This window comes from Streptomyces sp. NPDC057424 (assembly GCF_042803315.1).
Lineage (GTDB): Bacteria > Actinomycetota > Actinomycetes > Streptomycetales > Streptomycetaceae > Streptomyces.
This window is the reverse complement of record NZ_JBHVCP010000010.1, coordinates 39,710-57,862: the sequence shown is the minus strand read 5'-3', so window position 1 is coordinate 57,862 and position 18,153 is coordinate 39,710. Positions and strand designations below refer to the sequence as shown.

General features: G+C 72.6%; 10 protein-coding genes. 3 read left to right on the top strand and 7 right to left on the bottom strand.

The window, feature by feature from the left end:
- Nucleotides 1-175: 175 nt before the first annotated feature.
- Complete coding sequence (locus ACFU3E_RS11605; protein WP_384155094.1) at nucleotides 176-3,094, top strand: ATP-binding protein; 2,919 nt, start codon at nucleotides 176-178, stop codon at nucleotides 3,092-3,094.
- Between the two features lie 73 nt (nucleotides 3,095-3,167).
- Here the strand turns inward: ACFU3E_RS11605 and ACFU3E_RS11600 are convergent, their stop codons facing one another.
- Nucleotides 3,168-6,593 carry an NACHT domain-containing protein gene (locus tag ACFU3E_RS11600; RefSeq protein ID WP_384155092.1) on the bottom strand — a complete coding sequence of 1,142 codons (3,426 nt, stop codon included), beginning with the start codon at nucleotides 6,591-6,593 and terminating at the stop codon, nucleotides 3,168-3,170.
- 239 nt (nucleotides 6,594-6,832) lie between these two features.
- Here ACFU3E_RS11600 and ACFU3E_RS11595 point away from each other — a divergent pair, with 239 nt between their 5' ends.
- Nucleotides 6,833-8,821 (top strand): GDSL-type esterase/lipase family protein, encoded by a 1,989-nt coding sequence (locus ACFU3E_RS11595; RefSeq protein WP_384155090.1) that lies wholly within the window; start codon nucleotides 6,833-6,835, stop codon nucleotides 8,819-8,821.
- Nucleotides 8,822-8,849: 28 nt separating this feature from the next.
- On the opposite strand, the gene ACFU3E_RS11590 is transcribed toward ACFU3E_RS11595, so the two are convergent.
- Entirely contained in the window at nucleotides 8,850-10,331 is a 1,482-nt protein-coding gene (locus tag ACFU3E_RS11590) for an MFS transporter (protein WP_384155277.1), read from the bottom strand.
- A 274-nt stretch (nucleotides 10,332-10,605) separates the two neighbouring features.
- Between ACFU3E_RS11590 and ACFU3E_RS11585 the strand changes: the two genes are divergently transcribed.
- The gene (locus ACFU3E_RS11585; protein WP_384155088.1) at nucleotides 10,606-11,211 is read left to right on the top strand and encodes a response regulator transcription factor; all 606 of its coding nucleotides are present in this window, start codon (nucleotides 10,606-10,608) and stop codon (nucleotides 11,209-11,211) included.
- Nucleotides 11,212-11,454: 243 nt separating this feature from the next.
- Here the strand turns inward: ACFU3E_RS11585 and ACFU3E_RS11580 are convergent, their stop codons facing one another.
- The 5 genes from ACFU3E_RS11580 to ACFU3E_RS11560 all read right to left on the bottom strand — a co-directional run bounded on the left by ACFU3E_RS11580 (nucleotide 11,455) and on the right by ACFU3E_RS11560 (nucleotide 18,085).
- On the bottom strand, nucleotides 11,455-12,858 hold the full coding sequence (locus ACFU3E_RS11580; protein ID WP_384155086.1) for a cytochrome P450: 1,404 nt from the start codon (nucleotides 12,856-12,858) through the stop codon (nucleotides 11,455-11,457).
- Between the two features lie 134 nt (nucleotides 12,859-12,992).
- Nucleotides 12,993-14,099 carry an NAD(P)/FAD-dependent oxidoreductase gene (locus ACFU3E_RS11575; protein ID WP_384155084.1) on the bottom strand — a complete coding sequence of 369 codons (1,107 nt, stop codon included), beginning with the start codon at nucleotides 14,097-14,099 and terminating at the stop codon, nucleotides 12,993-12,995.
- Nucleotides 14,100-14,269: 170 nt separating this feature from the next.
- Nucleotides 14,270-15,433, bottom strand: a complete 1,164-nt coding sequence (locus ACFU3E_RS11570; protein WP_384155082.1) for a substrate-binding domain-containing protein — start codon at nucleotides 15,431-15,433, stop codon at nucleotides 14,270-14,272.
- Nucleotides 15,434-15,479: 46 nt separating this feature from the next.
- Entirely contained in the window at nucleotides 15,480-16,538 is a 1,059-nt protein-coding gene (locus ACFU3E_RS11565) for an ABC transporter permease (protein ID WP_384155080.1), read from the bottom strand.
- On the bottom strand, nucleotides 16,535-18,085 hold the full coding sequence (locus ACFU3E_RS11560) for a sugar ABC transporter ATP-binding protein (RefSeq protein WP_384155078.1): 1,551 nt from the start codon (nucleotides 18,083-18,085) through the stop codon (nucleotides 16,535-16,537). The genes ACFU3E_RS11565 and ACFU3E_RS11560 overlap by 4 nt, the downstream gene beginning before the upstream one ends.
- Nucleotides 18,086-18,153 lie beyond the last annotated feature (68 nt).

The following is an 18,153-nucleotide window of genomic DNA, read 5'->3' as shown; positions in this document are numbered from 1 at the left end:
GCGGGGCGGGTGCCCATTCGAGCCACGGTACCCGCGCAGCCCGCACGTCACGCAGTAACAGCGGGTCATTCACCCTTCTTTGTCGTGCTCGTTCCAGAATCCGGAACAACGCCCATCGGGAGGCGTACGCTCTGCGCTGCCTCCCGATGGCCGACGACAGGAAGCGGTACGGCACATGGCGCACGAGCTGCGGCAACCCACGCCCGAAGCCCGGCCGTTGCTCGAGCGGCGCAGGGAGCTCCGGGCGCTCGACTCGGCGTTGACCAGCCTGCGGGACACCGTCGACGGCGTGCCCCAGGCGCCACGCGGGGGACTCCTCGCCTTCACCGGCCCGGGAGGGATGGGCAAGACGGCCCTGCTGAGCGAGGCGCGGGCCCGCGCCCGGGCGCAGGGGTTCACCGTGCTGTCGGGCAGGGGCGGGGAGAAGGAGCAGGAGCTGGCGTTCCACGTGGTGCGCCAGGTCGTCCAGCCCGCGCTGGCGTCGATGGACGAGAAGGAGCTCCGTACCTTCCTGGGCGGTTGGTACGACATCGTCGCCGCCGCGCTCGGCCTGGTCGCGACGCCGAGCGGTCATGTTCCGGACCCGACGGGGGTCCGTGACGGTCTCGACTGGGTGATGACCCGCCTCGCGGTGATGAAGGCACCCGTCGTCCTGCTGCTGGACGACCTGCACTGGGCAGACGTCGAGTCACTGAGCTGGCTCGCCTCGTTCGCACCCCGGGCCGTGGACCTGTCGCTGCTGATCGCCGTCGCCTTCCGGCCCGACGAACTGCCCCTCGAAGCGGCTGCCTTCAGCGCCCCGGCCGCCGGCCTGGGGACCCGCCCCTTCGCCCTCGCGCCGCTCAGCGCCACGGCCGTGGCGCGGATCGTCAGGGACGAGGTCGGTGAAGAGGCCGAGGACGAGTTCTGCGAGGAATGCTGGGAGGTCACCGGAGGGAGCCCGTTCGAGGCGGTGGAACTCTCCATCAGGCTCGGCGAGCGCAATCTGAGGGGCACCAGCGAGGACCTGCCCGCGATGCGCGACCTGGCAGCCGCGGTGAAGGGGCCCGGACTGATCGAACGGCTCCAGGGGTTCGGCACCACCACCGTCCGCTTCGCCTACGCTGCGGCCGTCCTCGGGCAGGCCATCTCGCCGGAACTGGCCGCCCGTATCGCGGCGCTCGGCAGCACGGCTGCGGCCGAAGCCACGGAGAAGCTGCGCGCCGCACGCATCCTGGCCGACGGCGAGGGGACCGGCGAGAGCCTGGAGTTCGTCCACCCGCTGATCGCCACCACGATCTACCGGTCCATCGGACCGAGCCTGCGGGAGGGCATGCACAACTCGGCCGCGGAGGCCGTCCGGGCGGCCGGGCTCGGGCACGCCGCCGCGGCCCGGCATCTGCTGGAGGTGCCCTGCGAGGGCAGCACCGAGGCCGTCGCCTGTCTGCGGGAGGCCGCCCGGGAAGCGCTGCACTCCGGTGCCCCGGAGGCGGCCCGGCGGCTGCTGAACCGGGCCCTGCAGGAGCCGCCTCTGCCGGAGGATCGCGCCGCGCTGCTGCACGAACTCGCCTGCGCGACCTTCCTCATGAAACCCACGGCCACCGTGGCGCATCTGCGGGAGGCACTCGCGGAACCGGGCACCGACCCCGAGCTGCGTGCCTCGATGGTGTACCGGCTGACCCAGGCGCTGGCCCACACCGACCGGATGGCGGAAGCGGCGACCGTGGCCGCCGACGAGGCACAGCGGGCCGCCGCCCATCCGCGGATCCGGCTGCGGATGCAGGCCGACCACTTCGTGTGGAGCGCGTTCCGCACCGACGAGGCGGACTCGTCCGGCCGCTCGCGGGCGCTGGCCCGGCTCGCCGACCGGCTGCCCGGCCGCGGTCTGGAGGAGCGCTACATCCTCGGACTGCGCGCCTGGGACGCCATGATGTGCGGCGAGCCACGGCAGAAGGCCCTCGGGTACGCCGAGGAGGCCCTGCGCGGCGGGCTGAGCTGGACCCATGAGAACCGCGGCTTCGAGGTTCCCGTCTCGGTCGCGCTGGTGTTCATGTACTGCGACCAGCCGCGGCGGGCGGAGGAACTGTTCGCGAAGGGCATGGCCGAGTGTGCGTCGAAGGGCTGGCACGGCTCCCATCTGGCCCTGGGGCAGACGCTCTCCGGGTACATCCGGTACCGCCGCGGCTGCCTGGCCGAGGCCGAGAACCTGGTGCGGGAGGGCCTGCGCATCGCCGACCGGGTGGAAGGCGCGGTGCCCGCCCAGTGGTTCGCCGTCGGCATCCTGATCCAGACCCTGCTGGCCCGCGGCCGCGTCGTGGCGGCACGCCGGCTCGCCGACCGGTATCAGTACGGCGACGTCATCCCGAACGCCGTCATCTACCCCGACCCGCGCACCGTCCACGCCGAGCTGCTCCTGGCGGAGGGGCGTTCCGACGACGCCGCTGCCCTGCTGTCCGGCGTCGGCGAGTGGCTGGAGGGCCGGGACTGGCGCAACCCCGCCTGGTGCCCCTGGCAGCTGGGACTGGCCTCGGCGCTGTCCCGCCGTGCTCCCGACCGGGCGGTGCGCCACGCGCAGGACGCCGTGAAGCGGGCCCGGGACTTCGGCGCGGCATCGGCGATCGGGCAGGCGCTGCACACCCAGGCGGAGGTGACGGGCGGGGAGGCGGGGCTCGATCTGCACGCGCAGGCCGTCGACCATCTGCAGCGGTCGCCCGCCGCGTACGAACTGGCCCGCGCCCTGGTCGGCCACGGCGCCGCGCTGGCCCGCGCCGGCCGGCTGCACGACGCCGCCGACCGGCTCTACCAGGGCCTGGAAGGCGCGGTGCACTGCGGTGCCGAGGGCCTCGCCGCCCGGGCCAGGCGGGAACTGTCCGCGGCCGGGCTGCGGCCGTTGCCCCTGCGCTACGCACAGACCGACACGCTGACCGCGCAGGAGCGCAAGGCCGCCGAAGGGACGGTGCGGGGCCGCGCCGCGGCGGTCGTCGCCAAGGAACTGAACCTCACCGAGCAGGGTGTGCGGCAACTACTGTCGTCGGTGTACCGCAAGCTCGGCACCGACGCGTCGGGCCTGGCGGAGGCCCTGGAGACGTTTCCCCGGCCCCGGCCTGACAGCTGACAGCTGACAGCTGACAGCCACGGTCCGGCCGTCGAGCAGCGCCCTGCCGGGTCCGCGCGGCGGCGGGGCCGGCTCACCGCGGCCGGGCATTGTGCTGTGCCCGGTGCCCCATCGACTCCCAGAACCTCCGCAACTCCGTGAGGTTGGTGCGGCGCTGCCAGGGTGCCTTGCGGCGCAGTCCCGAACGGGAGTGGGACAGGAGGGTGGACTGGGCGCGGCAGAAGGCCTCGCCCAGTTCGACGCGCTGGCCGTCCAGGCCCTTGGGCGGGTAGGGGCACAGTTCGAAGGCGCAGTCGTCGCGGCAGTTGGAGCCCGCCTGGGAGGAGGCCGTGCGGACGGCGGTGCGGCCGGGGTCGAGCGGGGTGCGGTCCAGGGTGAGGCAGGGCGGCAGGTCGGGGCGGGCGGTGTGCTGGAGGCGGCGGATGCGGTCGGTGGGCCAGTCACCCCGTTCGGCCAGGTTGAGAAGCAGCAGCACGTCGGCGAGGAGCTGCTGCGCGCTCGGGTGGAGGGCGCTCCAGCCGGTGGAGGGCGGGATCCAGAGGTTGTGCTTGCGCGCCTCGCCCCGGGACGTCTGGGATCCGACGTGCGCGGCGACGCCCGACTCGTCGACCCACAGGAACCGTTCGGGCTGCCGGGTCTCGAGCGCCCAGACGCACAGTTTCGCGGCCGCCGTCACGAAGGGGTGCTCCGGTTCGCCGTCCGGCCGGGCCAGCCACTGGCGGACCTGCTGGGCGGGGTCGGAGCCGTGGCCGCTCGAGGGGTGGGAGTTCGCGGCGCCGTCGGGCAGGTCCCAGAGGGTCAGCGCGTGCAGCAGCGTGAGGCGGGTGAACCAGAAGCGGGTGCGCTTGAGCATGTCCCAGGCCTGCTCGCTGAGGTACTCACGGGCTTCGGACCGGGCGTGCGGATGGCGGTGCCGGCGGTTCGCCGCGTACTTGAATCCCTGCGCGAGTGCCACCTCCACGTTGAGGTCGAGGCCGGCGTGCGAGTCCGGGCTGTCCTCGGGGATGCCGACGCGGCGCACCCAGCTCTCCAGGAACGCGTACGGCGTGTCCTGGTGCCGGTGGGTGGTGACCGAGCCGACGAGCAGCGGGATCAGCCAGGCGCACAGGGTGTTGTCCCGCCACTGCCGTTCCTCGGACTCGCGGTCCTCGCGCTCCCGCAGGCGTTCCTGCCGCCGCTGCTGCTCACGTTCCTTCAGTTCCCGCTTCATGCGGGCGACCTGGCCCTCGCCCTGCCGGCGCAGCCTGCTCTCCCTCTCGCCCACCAGCTCGGGCTGCTGCTCGTCGTACAGCTCCATCACCCAGTCGGGCCCCCGCTCGACCCGCAGGTTCTCGACCGCCTGGGGCCCGCGCAACCGGGGCTGGAGCGCGGTGAAGGCGAGGTCACCGCCGGCCCCGATCTCCTGGGCGATGGCGAGACGGACGGCGTACGACGGCTCCAGGCGCGCGATCTCGAACAGTTCCAGGTAGGCCGGCCGCAGGGTCTGGCGCTGGGCGACTCCGCGCATGGCCTCCCCGAACCGGGCCACGAGCAGGGCTTTCGCGGTCTGCAGGGTGTGCGGGTCGCGGGCCCGCAGATCCGGCCAGGACGTGCACAGCCGCATGGCGATCAGATGCTGCTCCGGTTCCGCGTCGACGCTGTCGATCTCCAGGGCCGCAGCGTAGAGCTCCAGGGCCTTGCTGTGCAGGGTGCGGCCGAAGAGGGGACGCACCTCCTGCCTGTCGTCGTTGTCGTGGCCGGAGTTCCGGACCTTCTGGGCCTGGCAGGCGGCCTCCATCAGGAGGTCCCGGGCGGCGCTCACCGGGCACCAGCACGTCCCGTCCGGGCCGGCCGCGCCGGGTTCCTCGTGGACGCAGGCGCCGTCGGGCAGCCGGGAGTGCAGGACCATGGCGATCAGCAGCTCCCGGCCCGGGCTCTGCAAGGCTGCCGGGAAGAACGATCCCTGGCGCGGTTCGTCCGGGACGTCCGGGTGGATCACCGCGCTCAGGAAGCGGGCCCCGAGCTGGGCCTGGATCACGCTGTGCTGGAAGCGGACGCGGTCCCCGCCCAGCTCGACCAGCTCCATGCGGGCTCCCCAGTGGGCGGCGAGCCTGAGGTCGATGCCGCTGTCGCCGACCCTGCGGGCCAGTTCCCTGACGATCTCGGGGAAGCGGGAGCGTGCCGGGTCCTGCTCGTCGACGACGTCGGCGAACCGCACCTCGGAGGTGTCGAGGGCGAGCCCCACACAGGCGAGCGCGGACAGGTAGTGGACCGTCGAGCGGCGCTCCTCCGGGGAGAGCGGCAGGTGCGGCCGGAAGCGGCCGCTGATGAGGGCGCTGAGCCAGGTCTCGAACAGATGGAACCGCAGGGACGCCCGGTCGCCGCCCCGGGTCTCCACCGCCTCCTCCTCCCTGGGGGCGCTGAGGGCACGCTCCAGCAGTCCCTGCTCGTGCAGTTCGGCGGCGATCTCCAGATAGGTCGGGGCCTCCGCGATGCCCGCCCGCTCGACGATCCAGTCCAGCCGCTGCCGGTCCTCCCCGGCGCCTCCGGACGAGATGTAGGTGAGGGCGGCCTCCTCGCTCAGCGGCTCCAGCTCGGTGAGGGAGGCCTCCATGCCGCGCAGCGAGTCGTGCGGTCGGGAGGTGATGATCAGGGGCAGGCCTTCCTCGTTGGCGCGGCGGATGGCCAGTCGGATGAGGGTGTCGCGCTCCTCCGTCAGGTCCTCGGTGGTGAGCGCCTCGTCCAGGCCGTCCGCGAGCACCACGATCCGGCCCTGCTGGCTCAGCCGCCGCCACACCTTCTCGGCCTCCGCGCCGGAACGGATGTGGCCCTGCACCTCCCGGCAGAAGCGCTCGAAGGCCAGCTCGCGGAAGTCCAGGTTGTTGTCGGCGGCGCGCAGCCGCAGCGGCACGGGTACCGCGCCGCGCTCCGCGAGCCGCTGGGTCAGCAGCACCACCAGCGCCGTCTTGCCGGTGCCGATGCCGCCGACGACGACGTGCGTACGGCGGAAGCGCCGGTCGCGCAGGTCCTCCATGAGGACGGAGCAGAGCTGGTCGCGGCCGACGACCCGGCCGAAGATGCCGCCCGCGGTCTCCACGAGTTCATGAGGATCGCCGAGTGCCTTGCGCACGTAGGCCCGGCGCACATGGCTGAACCGGAAGAACAGATAGGTGACGGTGGCCAGGGCGAGGGTGAGGAACGGCATGAAGAGCGACTGCAGGACGGTGCAGCTGAAACTGTCCGCCGTGCACTGCTGGTCGATCCATCTGACGGGTGATTCGAAGCTCTTTTCCTGCGGCAGGGTGATGAGGGCCGTGACGGCCAGGAACAGCAGGAGCAGCGCCCCGAGGAACGTCAGCACCAGCAGCGCCACGTACCCGCCGTTCTTGCGGACCCGCCAGGTCCTGGTCCGGTCGTAGCCCTGCCGCATCAGCCGGCGCCGGTGCAGGGCGCGGCGGACGCCGAGCCCGTCGCGCAGCAGCCGCCCGAGCCGGCGTGGCTGTCCTCCTCCTTCGCTCACCCAGTGAGGGTTCCGCCGCGGAGGGCGTTTCGGGCACCGCCGGGCACGGATTCACCCGACGGAGAGCGCCGCGGACACCCGCCACTCGGCCGAACGGCCCCGGCGGCGCACGAGCAGCGGTCGATGCCGCTTCTCAAACTCCTTCCGCAGTCAACCACTTGACGTTGAACCGTTTCACTGGTTCTCTCGAAAGGCTGCCTATGGGAGCGCTCCCACTCCATCCATGTGAAGGGAACCCCGTGCAGATCTCCCCCCACACCTCCCCCGGACGCGCCCTGCCGGCCCTCCTCGCGGCCGTACTCATGGTCTGCCTGCTGTCCTGGGCCGGAGGCTCGCCCGCGCAGGCCGCCCCCGGTGACGGCTCGGTGTCCGACCCCAACATCGCCTACGTCGGACGCTGGGACACCTCCTCCGGCACCGCGGCCGTGCCCCACTGGACCGGCGCCTATCTGCAGACCGGCTTCACCGGCACCACGGTCAGGGTCAGGGCCAGGAACGCGGTCAACTTCTACGCGAGCATCGACGGCGGACCGGACGTCTTCCACGCGGGCGTGCGCGGCACGGTGAACCTCACTCCCCGGCCGCTCTCCCCCGGCACCCACACCCTGCGCGTGACCTACCGCTCCGGCGACACCGTCTTCCAGGGCCTGGTCCTGGACCCGGGGGCCCGGACCGTCGCCGCCGGCGCCCCGACGGGGCTGGTGGAGTTCGTCGGCGACTCCATCACGGCCGGGGCCCTCACCGACCGGCTGGCGCTGGACTCGTACGCCTGGCGGACCGGAGAGCGGCTGGGCATGCGGCACACGCAGATCGCCCGGTCCGGGTACTGCCTCGTCGCGCAGTCCGGGTGCGCCGGTCTGAGCGGGCAGTTCTTCAGGACGGCGAGCACGGGTGACACGAACTGGGACTTCTCCCGCTACCGCGCCGACGCCGTCGTCGTCAACCTCGGCACCAACGACATCGGGCACGGGGTGTCCGGCGCCGCCTTCCGGTCGGCGTACACCACGTTCCTGCGGGACGTGCGCGCCAAGTACCCCACGGCACACCTGTTCGCGGTGCAGACGCTGAAGAAGCGCTATGTCACCGAGACCCGGGCCGCCGTCAGCGCCCGCAACAGCGCCGGTGACGCGCGGGTGCACTACGTCGACACCACCGGCTGGCTCACGGACGGCACCCACTACGAGGACGGCAACGGGCATCCGAACGAGGCGGGGCACGCCAGGTTCGCCGAACGTCTGGCTCCGGTCGTACGGGCCCGGCTCGGCAGCACCGCCAAGGTGAAGGCGGCCGCTCCCGGGCAGCCCGGCGACCCGAACATCAAGTTCGTCGGCCGCTGGGACACCACCAGTTCCGGCACCGCCTACACCCCGTACTGGGCGGGCGCCTACTACCGGGTCGGCTTCACCGGCCGGACGGTCAAGCTGAAGCAGCGGGGCACGATCGACCTGTGGGCGCGGATCGACAACGGGCCCGTGAAGTTCTACGACGACGTCAAGGGAACGGTGAACCTGACCCCGTCGGCCCTCTCCCCCGGCAACCACACCCTCCAGGTCAACTACCAGGTGGTGGCCGGGTCGTACCGGGGCGACGCCGTCTTCCAGGGACTGGTCCTGGACAGCGGGGCAACGACGTTCGCGCCGCCGGCCCCGGGCGGACTGGTGGAGTTCGTCGGCGACTCGATCACCGTGGGCACGACGACCTCGCAGAACGCCCGCACCGCGTACGGCTGGCTGATCGGGGAGCGGCTGGGCGTCGAGCACACACAGATCGCGCAGGGCGGGGCGTGCCTGGTGGCCGCGGCGGACGGATGCGTGGGGCTGGAGCGGCAGTTCACCAAGCTCAACCCGAACGCGGCGACGCCCGACTGGAACTTCTCCCGCTACCGGGCCGAAGCGGTCGTCATCAACCTCGGCACCAACGACGTCGGGCACGGGGTGAGTTCGGCGCAGTTCCAGTCGGCGTACGGAAGTCTGCTGCGCAAGGTGCGGGCCGCGTACCCGCAGGCGTGGATCTTCGCGTTGGAGACGTTCCGGGGACGGTTCGTCCCGCAGACCGAGGCCGCGGTCAAGGCCGCCGTCGCCGGTGGTGACGCGCGGGTGTCCTTCGTCGACACGACGGGCTGGCTGGGGTCGGCCGATCTGTCGGACTCGGTGCACCCCAACGACCGGGGGCACCGGGTCATCGCCGACCGGCTGGCGCCGGTCATCGCGGCGCGGATCGGTTCGTAGCGGGCCGTCAGAGCGCTGGGAGCGGGCCTCACACCGGGCCGGGGCCCGCTCCTCCTTTGAGGCGTTGCAGGTCGGAGGGGCGGACCTGGATGACGACCAGGGCGATCAGCGCGGCGACGGCGGTGAAGATCGCCGCCATGATGAAGGCGGCCGAGACGCCGGCGGTGAGGATCTCGTCGGACCAGGGTTTGGGCAGTTGCCCGGTGCGTTCGAACCGGATGCGCTCGGCGGGGGTGGCCTGCTCGAGGAAGGCCGGGACCTGCTGGTCCGCCTCGTTGGTACTGGCCGTGCCGTACATCGTGACCAGGATGGACAGGCCGAGGGAGCCGCCGACCTGCTGGGTGGCGTTGAGGAGTCCGGAGGCCGCGCCGGTCTCCGGCGTGGGCACGTCGGACAGCGCCATGAGGGTCAGTGACACGAACTCCATGCCCATGCCGAGGCTGAAGACGAGCATGGGGCCGAGGACACTGCCCGCGTAGGTGGAGTGGACGTCGGTCAGGGTCAGCCAGGCCAGGCCCACCGCCGCCAGGATCGCGCCCCCCACCATGAACGGCTTGGGCCCGTAGACGGGCAGGAACCGCGAGGCCAGTCCGGCGCCGACGGCGATGACCGCGCTGACCGGAAGGAAGGCCAGTCCGGCCGCGAGCGGGCTGAACCCCAGCACGTTCTGCACGAAGAGCGTGAGGAAGAAGAACATGCCGAAGATGGCGGCGGCCAGGCACAGCATGATGCCGTAGGTGCCCGCGCGGTTGCGGTCGGCGAACATGTGCAGCGGTGTGATGGGCTGTTTCGAACGCCGCTCGATCAGGATGAACGCCACAAGGACGACGACCGCTCCGGCGAACGAGGCGATGGTGAGGGCGTCGCGCCAGCCGTCCTGCGCGGCCCTGATGAAGCCGTAGACGAGCAGCACCATGCCCGCGGTGGAGGTGAGTGCGCCGGTGATGTCGAAGCGCCCGGGGTGGCGTTCGGACTCCCTGATGAAGCGCGGTGTGGCCAGCACGATGAGCAGGCCGATGGGCACGTTGACGAACAGCACCCACCGCCAGTTCAGCCACTCCACCAGCATGCCGCCGGCCAGCAGGCCGATCGCGCCGCCGCCGGCCGAGACCGCGGCGAAGACCCCGAAGGCGCGGTTGCGTTCCGGTCCTTCGCGGAAGGTGGTGCTGATCAGGGCGAGGGAGGTCGGGGAGGCGATGGCGCCGCCGACGCCCTGCAGGGCGCGGGCGCCGAGGAGTTGGCCGGCGTTCTGGGCGAAGCCGCCCAGAAGGGAGGCGAGTACGAAGAGCAGCACGCCGAAGACGAAGACGCGCCGCCGGCCGAGGATGTCGCCGGCCCGGCCGCCGAGCAGCAGCAGGCCGCCGAAGGTGAGGGTGTAGGCGTTCACCACCCAGGACAGGCTCGTGGTGGAGAACTCAAGCGAGCTCTGGATGTGCGGCAGCGCTATGTTCACGATGGTGATGTCGAGGACCACCATCAACTGGCACGAGGCGATGACGAGCAGGGCCATCGCGTTTCCGCCACCACCGGACTCTCTGGTGGTGGTCGCCTGTGGTGAAGCCGGCTGCGGGCTGCTGCCTGCGGTGTCCACCGTTCGACGGTACGCCCGGCTCCAAGGCCTCACCACTCGATCACCCCCGGTCCCGGCGGCCGCCCTTGCGGTGTGGGCGGCCGCTCCCGGGACGGTCGGTCGCGCCACGGACCGACCTGAAATTCCCGCGGTGTGCGGCGATAATCCGAGCAAGGTGGCCCTGCGGGCCGCGTACGGCGGAGAGGGAGCGACCGTGATCCGCGTTCTTCTCGTCGAGCAGACCCGTCTCGTGCGGGGAGCGTTCGCCGCTCTGCTGTCGCGGGAGGACGACATCGAGGTCGTCGCCGAGGCCGACGGCAACGGTGACGTGGTCGCGCGTGCCCTGGCGTGCCGTCCGGACGTGGCCGTGATCGGCGTGGACTCCAGAGAGGGCGAGGAGATCGCCGTCCGGGGTGAGCTGCGGGCACGGCTGCCGGAGTGCCGGATGCTGCTGATGATGGCCTCGACGACTCCCGAGCGGCTGCGCCGCATGCTCGGTCTGCACGCCGCCGGTGTCATCAGCACCAACGCCCCGCCGGACCGGCTCGTCCACGGTGTCCGCAAGCTGGTGAGGGGGCAGCGGTTCATCGACCCCGAGTTCGCGCTGGCGGCGCTGGACGCGGGAGCGAATCCGCTGACTCCGCGCGAGGTGGAGGTGCTGAGGCTGACCGCCGACGGCACGCCCACGCGGGAGATCGCCGAGCGGCTGTGCCTGACCGCGGCGACGGTCCGCAACCATCTGTCGGCGATCACCCGGAAAACGGGCGGCCGCAATCGGATCGACGCGATCCGGATCGCCGCGGAGTCGGGTTGGGTGTGAGCCTCACGGCCCCGTGCACGTCCCCGCTCCGTGCCCTGCCGGAGGAACGGCCGGGCAGGTCATCGAGGTGTACCTGCCCGGCCCCCGCGGGCCCTCGCGCCCTGTCCCGGGATCTGATACGAGCATCCCAGCACGGGGGGTCCTCCGGCCAGCACCGTTTGTCACGCGTGCGGCGTGAAAGCGTCATCCCGGGACCGTGAGGAACGCCGGTGCGGGATGGGCGTTCGACTCGGTCGTTCCAGGTCAGCGGCCGCCGCGGATGAGGCCCGTCAGATAGCGCCACAGCGAGGAGCGCTGCCGGGCGGACGGGTCCGGCAGGACCTCCTCGGCCACCCCCGGCGCGGGGTCGTCCGCCCAGGGCCGCGGGGGCGGCGCGGAGGCGAGTTCGTAGTGCACGGGCAGGGAGCGCAGCCCGCGCATGAACGGCGAGGAGCGCCACGGCAGTTGGTCGGCCGGCAGGGCGAGATCGAGGTAGTCGAACCGCTCGAACAGGCGCCCCACGCCGACCGCCGCGACCGTCGAGGCGAGCTCCCGTGCCGGGCACTGGCGCGGTCCGGCTCCCCAGGACAGGTGGGCCCGGGTGCTGATGGTGGTGCCCGAGGCGACGTGGTCGGCGAAGAGCGGGTCGGCATGGGCCGCGCCCGGGGAGACCCACACCGGGTCGCCGGCCCGGATCGTGTAGTTGCCGAGCCGGGTGTCCCCGGCCGCGAAGCGCGGGACGAAGTTGACCAGGGGCGGCTTGCGCATGACCACCCGGTTCATGGTCTCCCTGACCATCCCGGCGGACAGGCTGGCGCGCACGCTGCCCTCGCCCGAGATGACCTCCACGACGGTGTTGGAGATGAGGATGCCGACGTGGTCGGAGGTCATGCCGAGCAGCATGAACAGTTCACGGGCGAGATGGTCGAGCGAGAGATCCGGGTGAGCGGCCAGCAGGTACGAGGGGAAGTCGTCGCCCGGCTTCTCCAGCTTCTGCGCGGCCAGTTCGGCCAGCGTCGCCAGCAGGCGTTCCAGGGCCGCCTCGGCGTCCGGGCCGGCGTCGAGCACGCGCCACATGTCCATCAGCGCGTCGTCGCCCTGTGAGCCGGGGAAGCCCAGCAGATGGCTGGCCACCATCAGTGGCAGCGGCCGGGAGAACTGCGCGGACAGGTCCGCCACGCCGGTCTTGCCGCCCTGTCCGACGAGGGTGATCAGCTCGTCGGCGTAGGCGGTGACGGCGGCCTTCAGACGCTTGGCCTGGGGGTTGCGGGGGTCCTGGAAGGGCCTGAGGGCGACGTCCCACGCGCTGCGCAGGGGCCGGTAGCCGGGGCCGCCCTGGATCAGGATGTGGTTGACCTCCAGGGAGGGTCCGAGCGGCCAGTCGGCCGGCACCCTGCCCTCGGAGCGGGCCCGCCAGTTCTCCAGGCCCTTGGGCCAGCCGTCGTCGTCCTGGAGCACCTGGAGCGACTCGCGGTAGCCGAGGACCAGCCAGGCCGGCACCCCCAGCAGATCGACCGGCGCGACCGGGCCGTGCCGCTGCCGCAGCCGTTCGTACACGAGCGCGGGACGCACCTCGTAGTCCCTGGTCAGCAGCGGTTCGGGAGCGAGTGTCTCCAGCCTCGTGTCGTCCAGGTCCACGGATCCGCCGTCACCCCGCTGGGATTCCATCCTCTTGCCCACCCTCCGACACGCCCTGTACCGGCACACCATCAGTCGGTAGCCGGAAACGGTGGGGACCCTACCCCAGGCTGAACTCGCGGGTAACGAGGGGGGGTCGGGTGGTGGGGCGGGGCGGCCGCGGGTCAGGCCGCCGTGTAGCCGAGTTGACGGCGCATGTAGGGCGTCATGAGGCTCTTCGCCTTGGCCAGGGTGGTGGTGCGGCTGCCGAGAACGGCTGACTCGCCGCCCGGCACGGGCAGCACCGTCAGACCGTCGGCGGGACCGAAGGGCACGATGAGCGGGGTGCGCTGGATCGGGCGGTACAGGCGCGGTTCCTTGCGGTGCCTGCCGGAACTCTGCAGGTAGGAGCGGATGTTGTGGGCGGCGATGTCCGCCTGGGCGAGGGCGGCAGGGGTGATCTTGAGTTCACTGACGTCGTTCACGTCGCCTACGGCGAACACGTCCAGCCAGCCCTCGACCCGGAGGGCCCGGTCCACCTTCACGCGGCCGGCTCCGTTGAGCCAGTCGCCGTGGCCGGCCAGGCGCAGCCAGAGCGTGTTGGGGGTGGTGCCCGTCGCCCAGAAGGACAGGTCGGCGTCGATGACGGTGCCGCGGGCGTCGCGGTAGGTGCCGTAGTCGTTGCCGGGCGACATGAAGGAGTCGAGCCGCACCTCGACGTCGTGGGACTCCAGCCAGGCCAGGGCCTTGCGGCCGGGACGGGCACTGCCCGTGGCGTCCAGCAGCGCGGGCCCGGAGTGGGCGAGGGTGACCCGGGCGTCCGGGCGGGCGAGGCGGATCTCGGCACTGAGTTCGACGCCGCCGGGGCCGCCGCCGACGACCAGGACGTGCTCGGCCGTGGCGACGTTGCGCTGGTGCTCGGCGAACGACTTGGCCGCTTCCTCGGTCGTGGTACCGGTGAAGCGGGCCGGCTCGGGGTAGTCGGCGCCGGTGGCGATCACGACCACGTCGTACGGCAGCCGCTCGCCCGTGGCGAGGACGACCTGCCGCTCGGCGGTGTCGATGCGGACGGCCTTGCCGGTGACCACCCGGCCGTGGCGCAGCAGCCGGTCGTAGGGGATGAAGGGCGTCTGCGTCCATGTGGGGTGCACTCCGGCGCGCAGGGAGGCGATGCGGTGGAAGAAGACCTCTTTGCGGTCCACCAGCGTGACCCGGGCGGTGCCGTCCAGGCGTTTGGCCAGCCGGACACCGGCGTAGCCGCCGCCGATCACCACTACGTCGCCGTCGTGCACACCGGGCCTCCTGTGCCTCATGGGGGGGGGGAGCGAGGGCCGCCGCGGACGGGCCCCGCTCGGATCGGCCCCCGGCGGCCACTCGACTGACGCGACAGTAGCCCTTGAAACCTAAAGGGATTCCGAGGTTCCGTGCATGTTCCGTGAAGAGATCGGCACCTGAGCGGCCGTCACTTCCCCCAGATCCGCCGGTAGGCCTCCCGGTAGCCCGACGGATCCCAGCTGGAGGCACCCTCGCTGTTGCCGGCCGTGGCGATGTGCACGGGGGCCACGTACCCGCTGTCGGGACGGCCCGAGAAGGCGCGGTTGAACTCGTCGATGATCTGCCAGCCCTGGAGGGACAACGGCTCGGGTACGGTCGCGGCCTGGTACTGCCTGCTGTTGATGCGCTGGAAGGCGGACGGGTCGCCGTCGCCGGCCCCGATGTTGAAGGGCGGCCCGGAGCCCTTCTCCCCGGCGGCTCGGAAGGCGGGGGCGGCGTCGGCGAAGTACAGGTCGTTGATGGCCACGGAGTGGGTCCAGCGGTCCTGGAAGCGGGAGAGCAGGGAGGAGATCTCCCGGGGGGTGCGGCTGCTGGCGTCCGGGATCGGGATGTTCTCCACCGAGAGCAGCCGCACGCCCTGGCAGCTCTCCAGCTCCTCGCGGATCAGGTCGGACTTGTTCCGCGCGAAGGGGATCGACGCGTCGGTGATGAGCACGACCCCGGCACGGCCGTCGGAGTCGGAGATGATCCACTGCGCGCTGATGCGGGCGACGTCCTGGACGCGGGTGGTGACGTTGGTGAAGAGGTCGGGCTGCCGGCTGGGGCCGGGCTCGGGGACCGCGTGCCAGCCGATGAGCGGGATGCCCTGCGCGTTGGCCCGGGCGGCCTGCCGGGCCGTCGAGTCGGGGTCGAACCCGCCGATGACGATGCCCGAGGGCCGCAGGGCGACGGCGTCGCTCATGGCCGCCTGGATGCCGGCCGGGGTGCCGCCGCCGTCGATGACCCGGACGTTCCAGCCGATGGCCCGCGCGGCGTCCCGGACCCCGTTCGCCGCGCCCGCGACACCGGGATTGGTCATGGTCTGCGCGACGAAGACGATGGTCTTGCCGGGCACCGCCGCGGGGCCGCCGGTGGGTCCACCCCAGTCGATGTCGGTCCGCTCCGCCCGGGTGACGGCTTCCCGGGCCCGGGCGTGGACGGCGGGGCAGCCGCTCGAACCCGTCACGGTCTCGTCCGCGCCGTCCGAGGAGCCCCGTTCGCAGCCGGTGAGGGCGGCGGCCGTGGCCAGCAGGGCGCAGAAGGCGAGCCGCGCGGTGCGGACTGCGGGGGCGGCCTTGCGGGTGCGGTGCACGGGAGCTCCAGTGAGGGGATCGAAGCGGCGGGACGCGCCGGGAGGGTCAGGGCGGGGCCGTGCCGCCCTCCCGCGCCGGGGAGGACGGGGGCGGCGCGGCGGGTGCGTCGCGGGCCGCGCCGCCGCGCAGCCGGCGGCGGGCGGCGTATCCGGCCAGGCCCACGGCGATGAGCAGGGTGCCGCCGTTGAACAGCGGGACGGTCCAGAACTCGGCGCCCAGCTGGGCGATGCCGGTGAGGCCGACGGCGAGGACGGCCACGGCGACGACGGTGCCGAGGGCGTTGGGCCGGCCGGGCTTGATCGCCGTGGAGCCGAGGAGGGCGCCGACGAAGGCGGGCAGCAGGTAGTCGAGGCCCACGCTCGGGTTGCCGATCTGCTGCTGGGCGGCGAGCAGCACACCGGCGAAGCCGACGATCAGGCCCGAGGCGGCGAACGCGTAGACGGTGTACGTGCGGGTCGGGATGCCCACGAGGTCGGCCGCGCGCGGGTTCGACCCGACGACGTACAGGTACCGGCCGAGGGGCATCCGCTCCAGCACCAGCCAGAGGACGGCCGCCAGGGCGAGCACGTAGAAGGCGGGGACGGGGAGACCGAGGAACGAGGAGTCGTAGAGGTCGGTGAACGCGGGCGGCAGGCCTTGCGGGCCGGGGACGATCCGGCCGCCGTCGGTGATCCAGCCGGTCACGGCGTACATCATGCTGCCGGTGCCGAGGGTTGCGATGAAGGAGTCGATCCGGCCGAACTCGACGACGACACCGTTGAGGACGCCCACGACCAGTCCTCCGGCGAGCACGGTGAGGCAGGCGAGCGGCCAGGGCCAGCCCTCGTTGACGACGAGCTGCAGCACCATCACATGGGCCAGGCCGAGGCCGTAGCCGATCGAGAGGTCGAACGCGCCGGTGACGACGGGCACCATCGCGGCGAGCGCGAGCACGGCCGGGATCGACTGGTTGGACAGGATCGAGTCGACGGTGTCCAGCGTGGGGAAGGTGTCCGGCAGGGCGAGGGAGAAGACCAGGTAGAGCAGGGCGGTGAGGGCGAGCAGGCCGTAGGCGCCGATGTGGTGGCCGCCGGGACGGCGCCGCGGCCGGGACGGCGGCGTCACGGGTGACCGCCCGTGGACGGGAGCATGGCCGAGGCCGCCCGGGTGAGTCCGGCGACGGTGAGGGCGGGGCCGCTCAGCTCGGCCGTCACGGTTCCGCGCACGAAGACCAGCGTGCGCCGGCACACGCTCGCCACCTCCTCGAAGTCGGTGGACAGCAGCAGCACCGCGAGGCCCGCCTCCAGCGCCTCGTGGAGCAGGCCGTGGATCGCGGCCTTGGCGCCCACGTCGACGCTCGCGGTCGGCTCCTCCAGGATCAGCAGCCGCAGGTCGGTCCGCAGCCAGCGGCCGATCATGACCTTCTGCTGGTTGCCGCCGGACAGCGTGGCGATGGGGGCCTCGGTATCGCGGGGGCGCACCGCGAACCGCTCGATCAGGGCGGCGGCCCGGGCCCGTTCGCCGCGGGGGCCGATCCAGCGCGGTACCGGCAGGCCGCCCGCGCTCGGGTTGGCCAGGAGGTTCTCCCGTACGGTCAGCTCGGCGAGGCAGCCCTCCCGCAGCCGGTCGCCCGGCACGAGCCCGACCCCGAGGGCGACGGCCTCCGCGACGGTGCGGGGCCGGTACGGCCGCCCGTGCAGCAGGGCCCGCCCGGCCAGGAGGGGCCGGGCGCCGGCGAGGGCGCGGCCCAGGTCCATGTGCCCGGCGTCGGAGAGACCGACCAGGCCGAGGATCTCCCCGGCCGCGAGTTCGAAGCCGACGGGTCCGGCCCGGGCCGTGCGCACGCCGTCGAGGGTCAGGACGGGGGGTGCGTCGGCCGGGGTCGCGGCAGGGCGGTGGACGACCGGTCCGTCCGCCTCGCCGACGATGTCGCGGACCAGCCGCGCGGGACTGCGGCCGGCGAGCCGGCCGTGGCTGACCACGCGGCCGTCCCGCAGGACGGCGAAGGTGCCCGCGACCCGGTACACCTCGTCCAGACGGTGGCTGACGTAGAGGATCGCGTGCCCGCGGTCGCGCAGGTCGTGCAGGACGCGGAAGAGCCGGGCGCAGTCCGCGGCGGGCAGGCGGGCGGTCGGTTCGTCGAGGACGATGAGCCGTGCGTGAGCCGCCAGGGCGCGGGCGATCGCGACCAGTGAACGGTCGGCCGGCGCGAGAGCGGAGACCGGCGTGTCCGGGTCGAGGTGGGCGGCGACGATCCCCAGGGCCCGGACACAGCGCGCGCGGGTGCGCCGCCAGGAGATCAGCCCGGTCCGGCACCCGTACCCGGTGGTCAGGGCGACGTTCTCGGCGACCGTCATCCACTCCACGAGACCGAGGTCCTGGTGGATGAACGACATGCTCCGGGCGACGGTGGGGCCGCCGAGGGGTTCCCCGGCGACGGTGATCTGCCCCGCGTCGGCGTGGTGGACTCCGGCGAGGATCTTGATGAGCGTGGACTTCCCGGCGCCGTTGGGCCCGAGGAGGGCGAGGACACTGCCGGCGTACACGTCGAGGTCGACCCCGGCCAGCGCGACGGTGCCGCCGAACCGCTTGCTGAGTCCGCGGATCCGGACCAGGGGTTCCGGCCCGAAGGGTGAAGCCGTCTCCGGGGGCGTGTCGGGAGCGTCGCGCACGCGATCAAATTACAGCATTTCGGGCATTTCTCGGATCGCCGCGACTCCTCCGGGGCGAGACCTCCAGG

Bases quoted from the DNA above. Each gene is read 5' to 3' on its own strand.
- ACFU3E_RS11605 (WP_384155094.1), top strand. From the start codon at position 176: ATGGCGCACGAGCTGCGGCAACCCACGCCCGAAGCCCGGCCGTTGCTC.
- ACFU3E_RS11590 (WP_384155277.1), bottom strand. From the start codon at position 10,331: ATGGCCCTGCTCGTCATCGCCTCGTGCCAGTTGATGGTGGTCCTCGAC.
- ACFU3E_RS11580 (WP_384155086.1), bottom strand. From the start codon at position 12,858: ATGGAATCCCAGCGGGGTGACGGCGGATCCGTGGACCTGGACGACACG.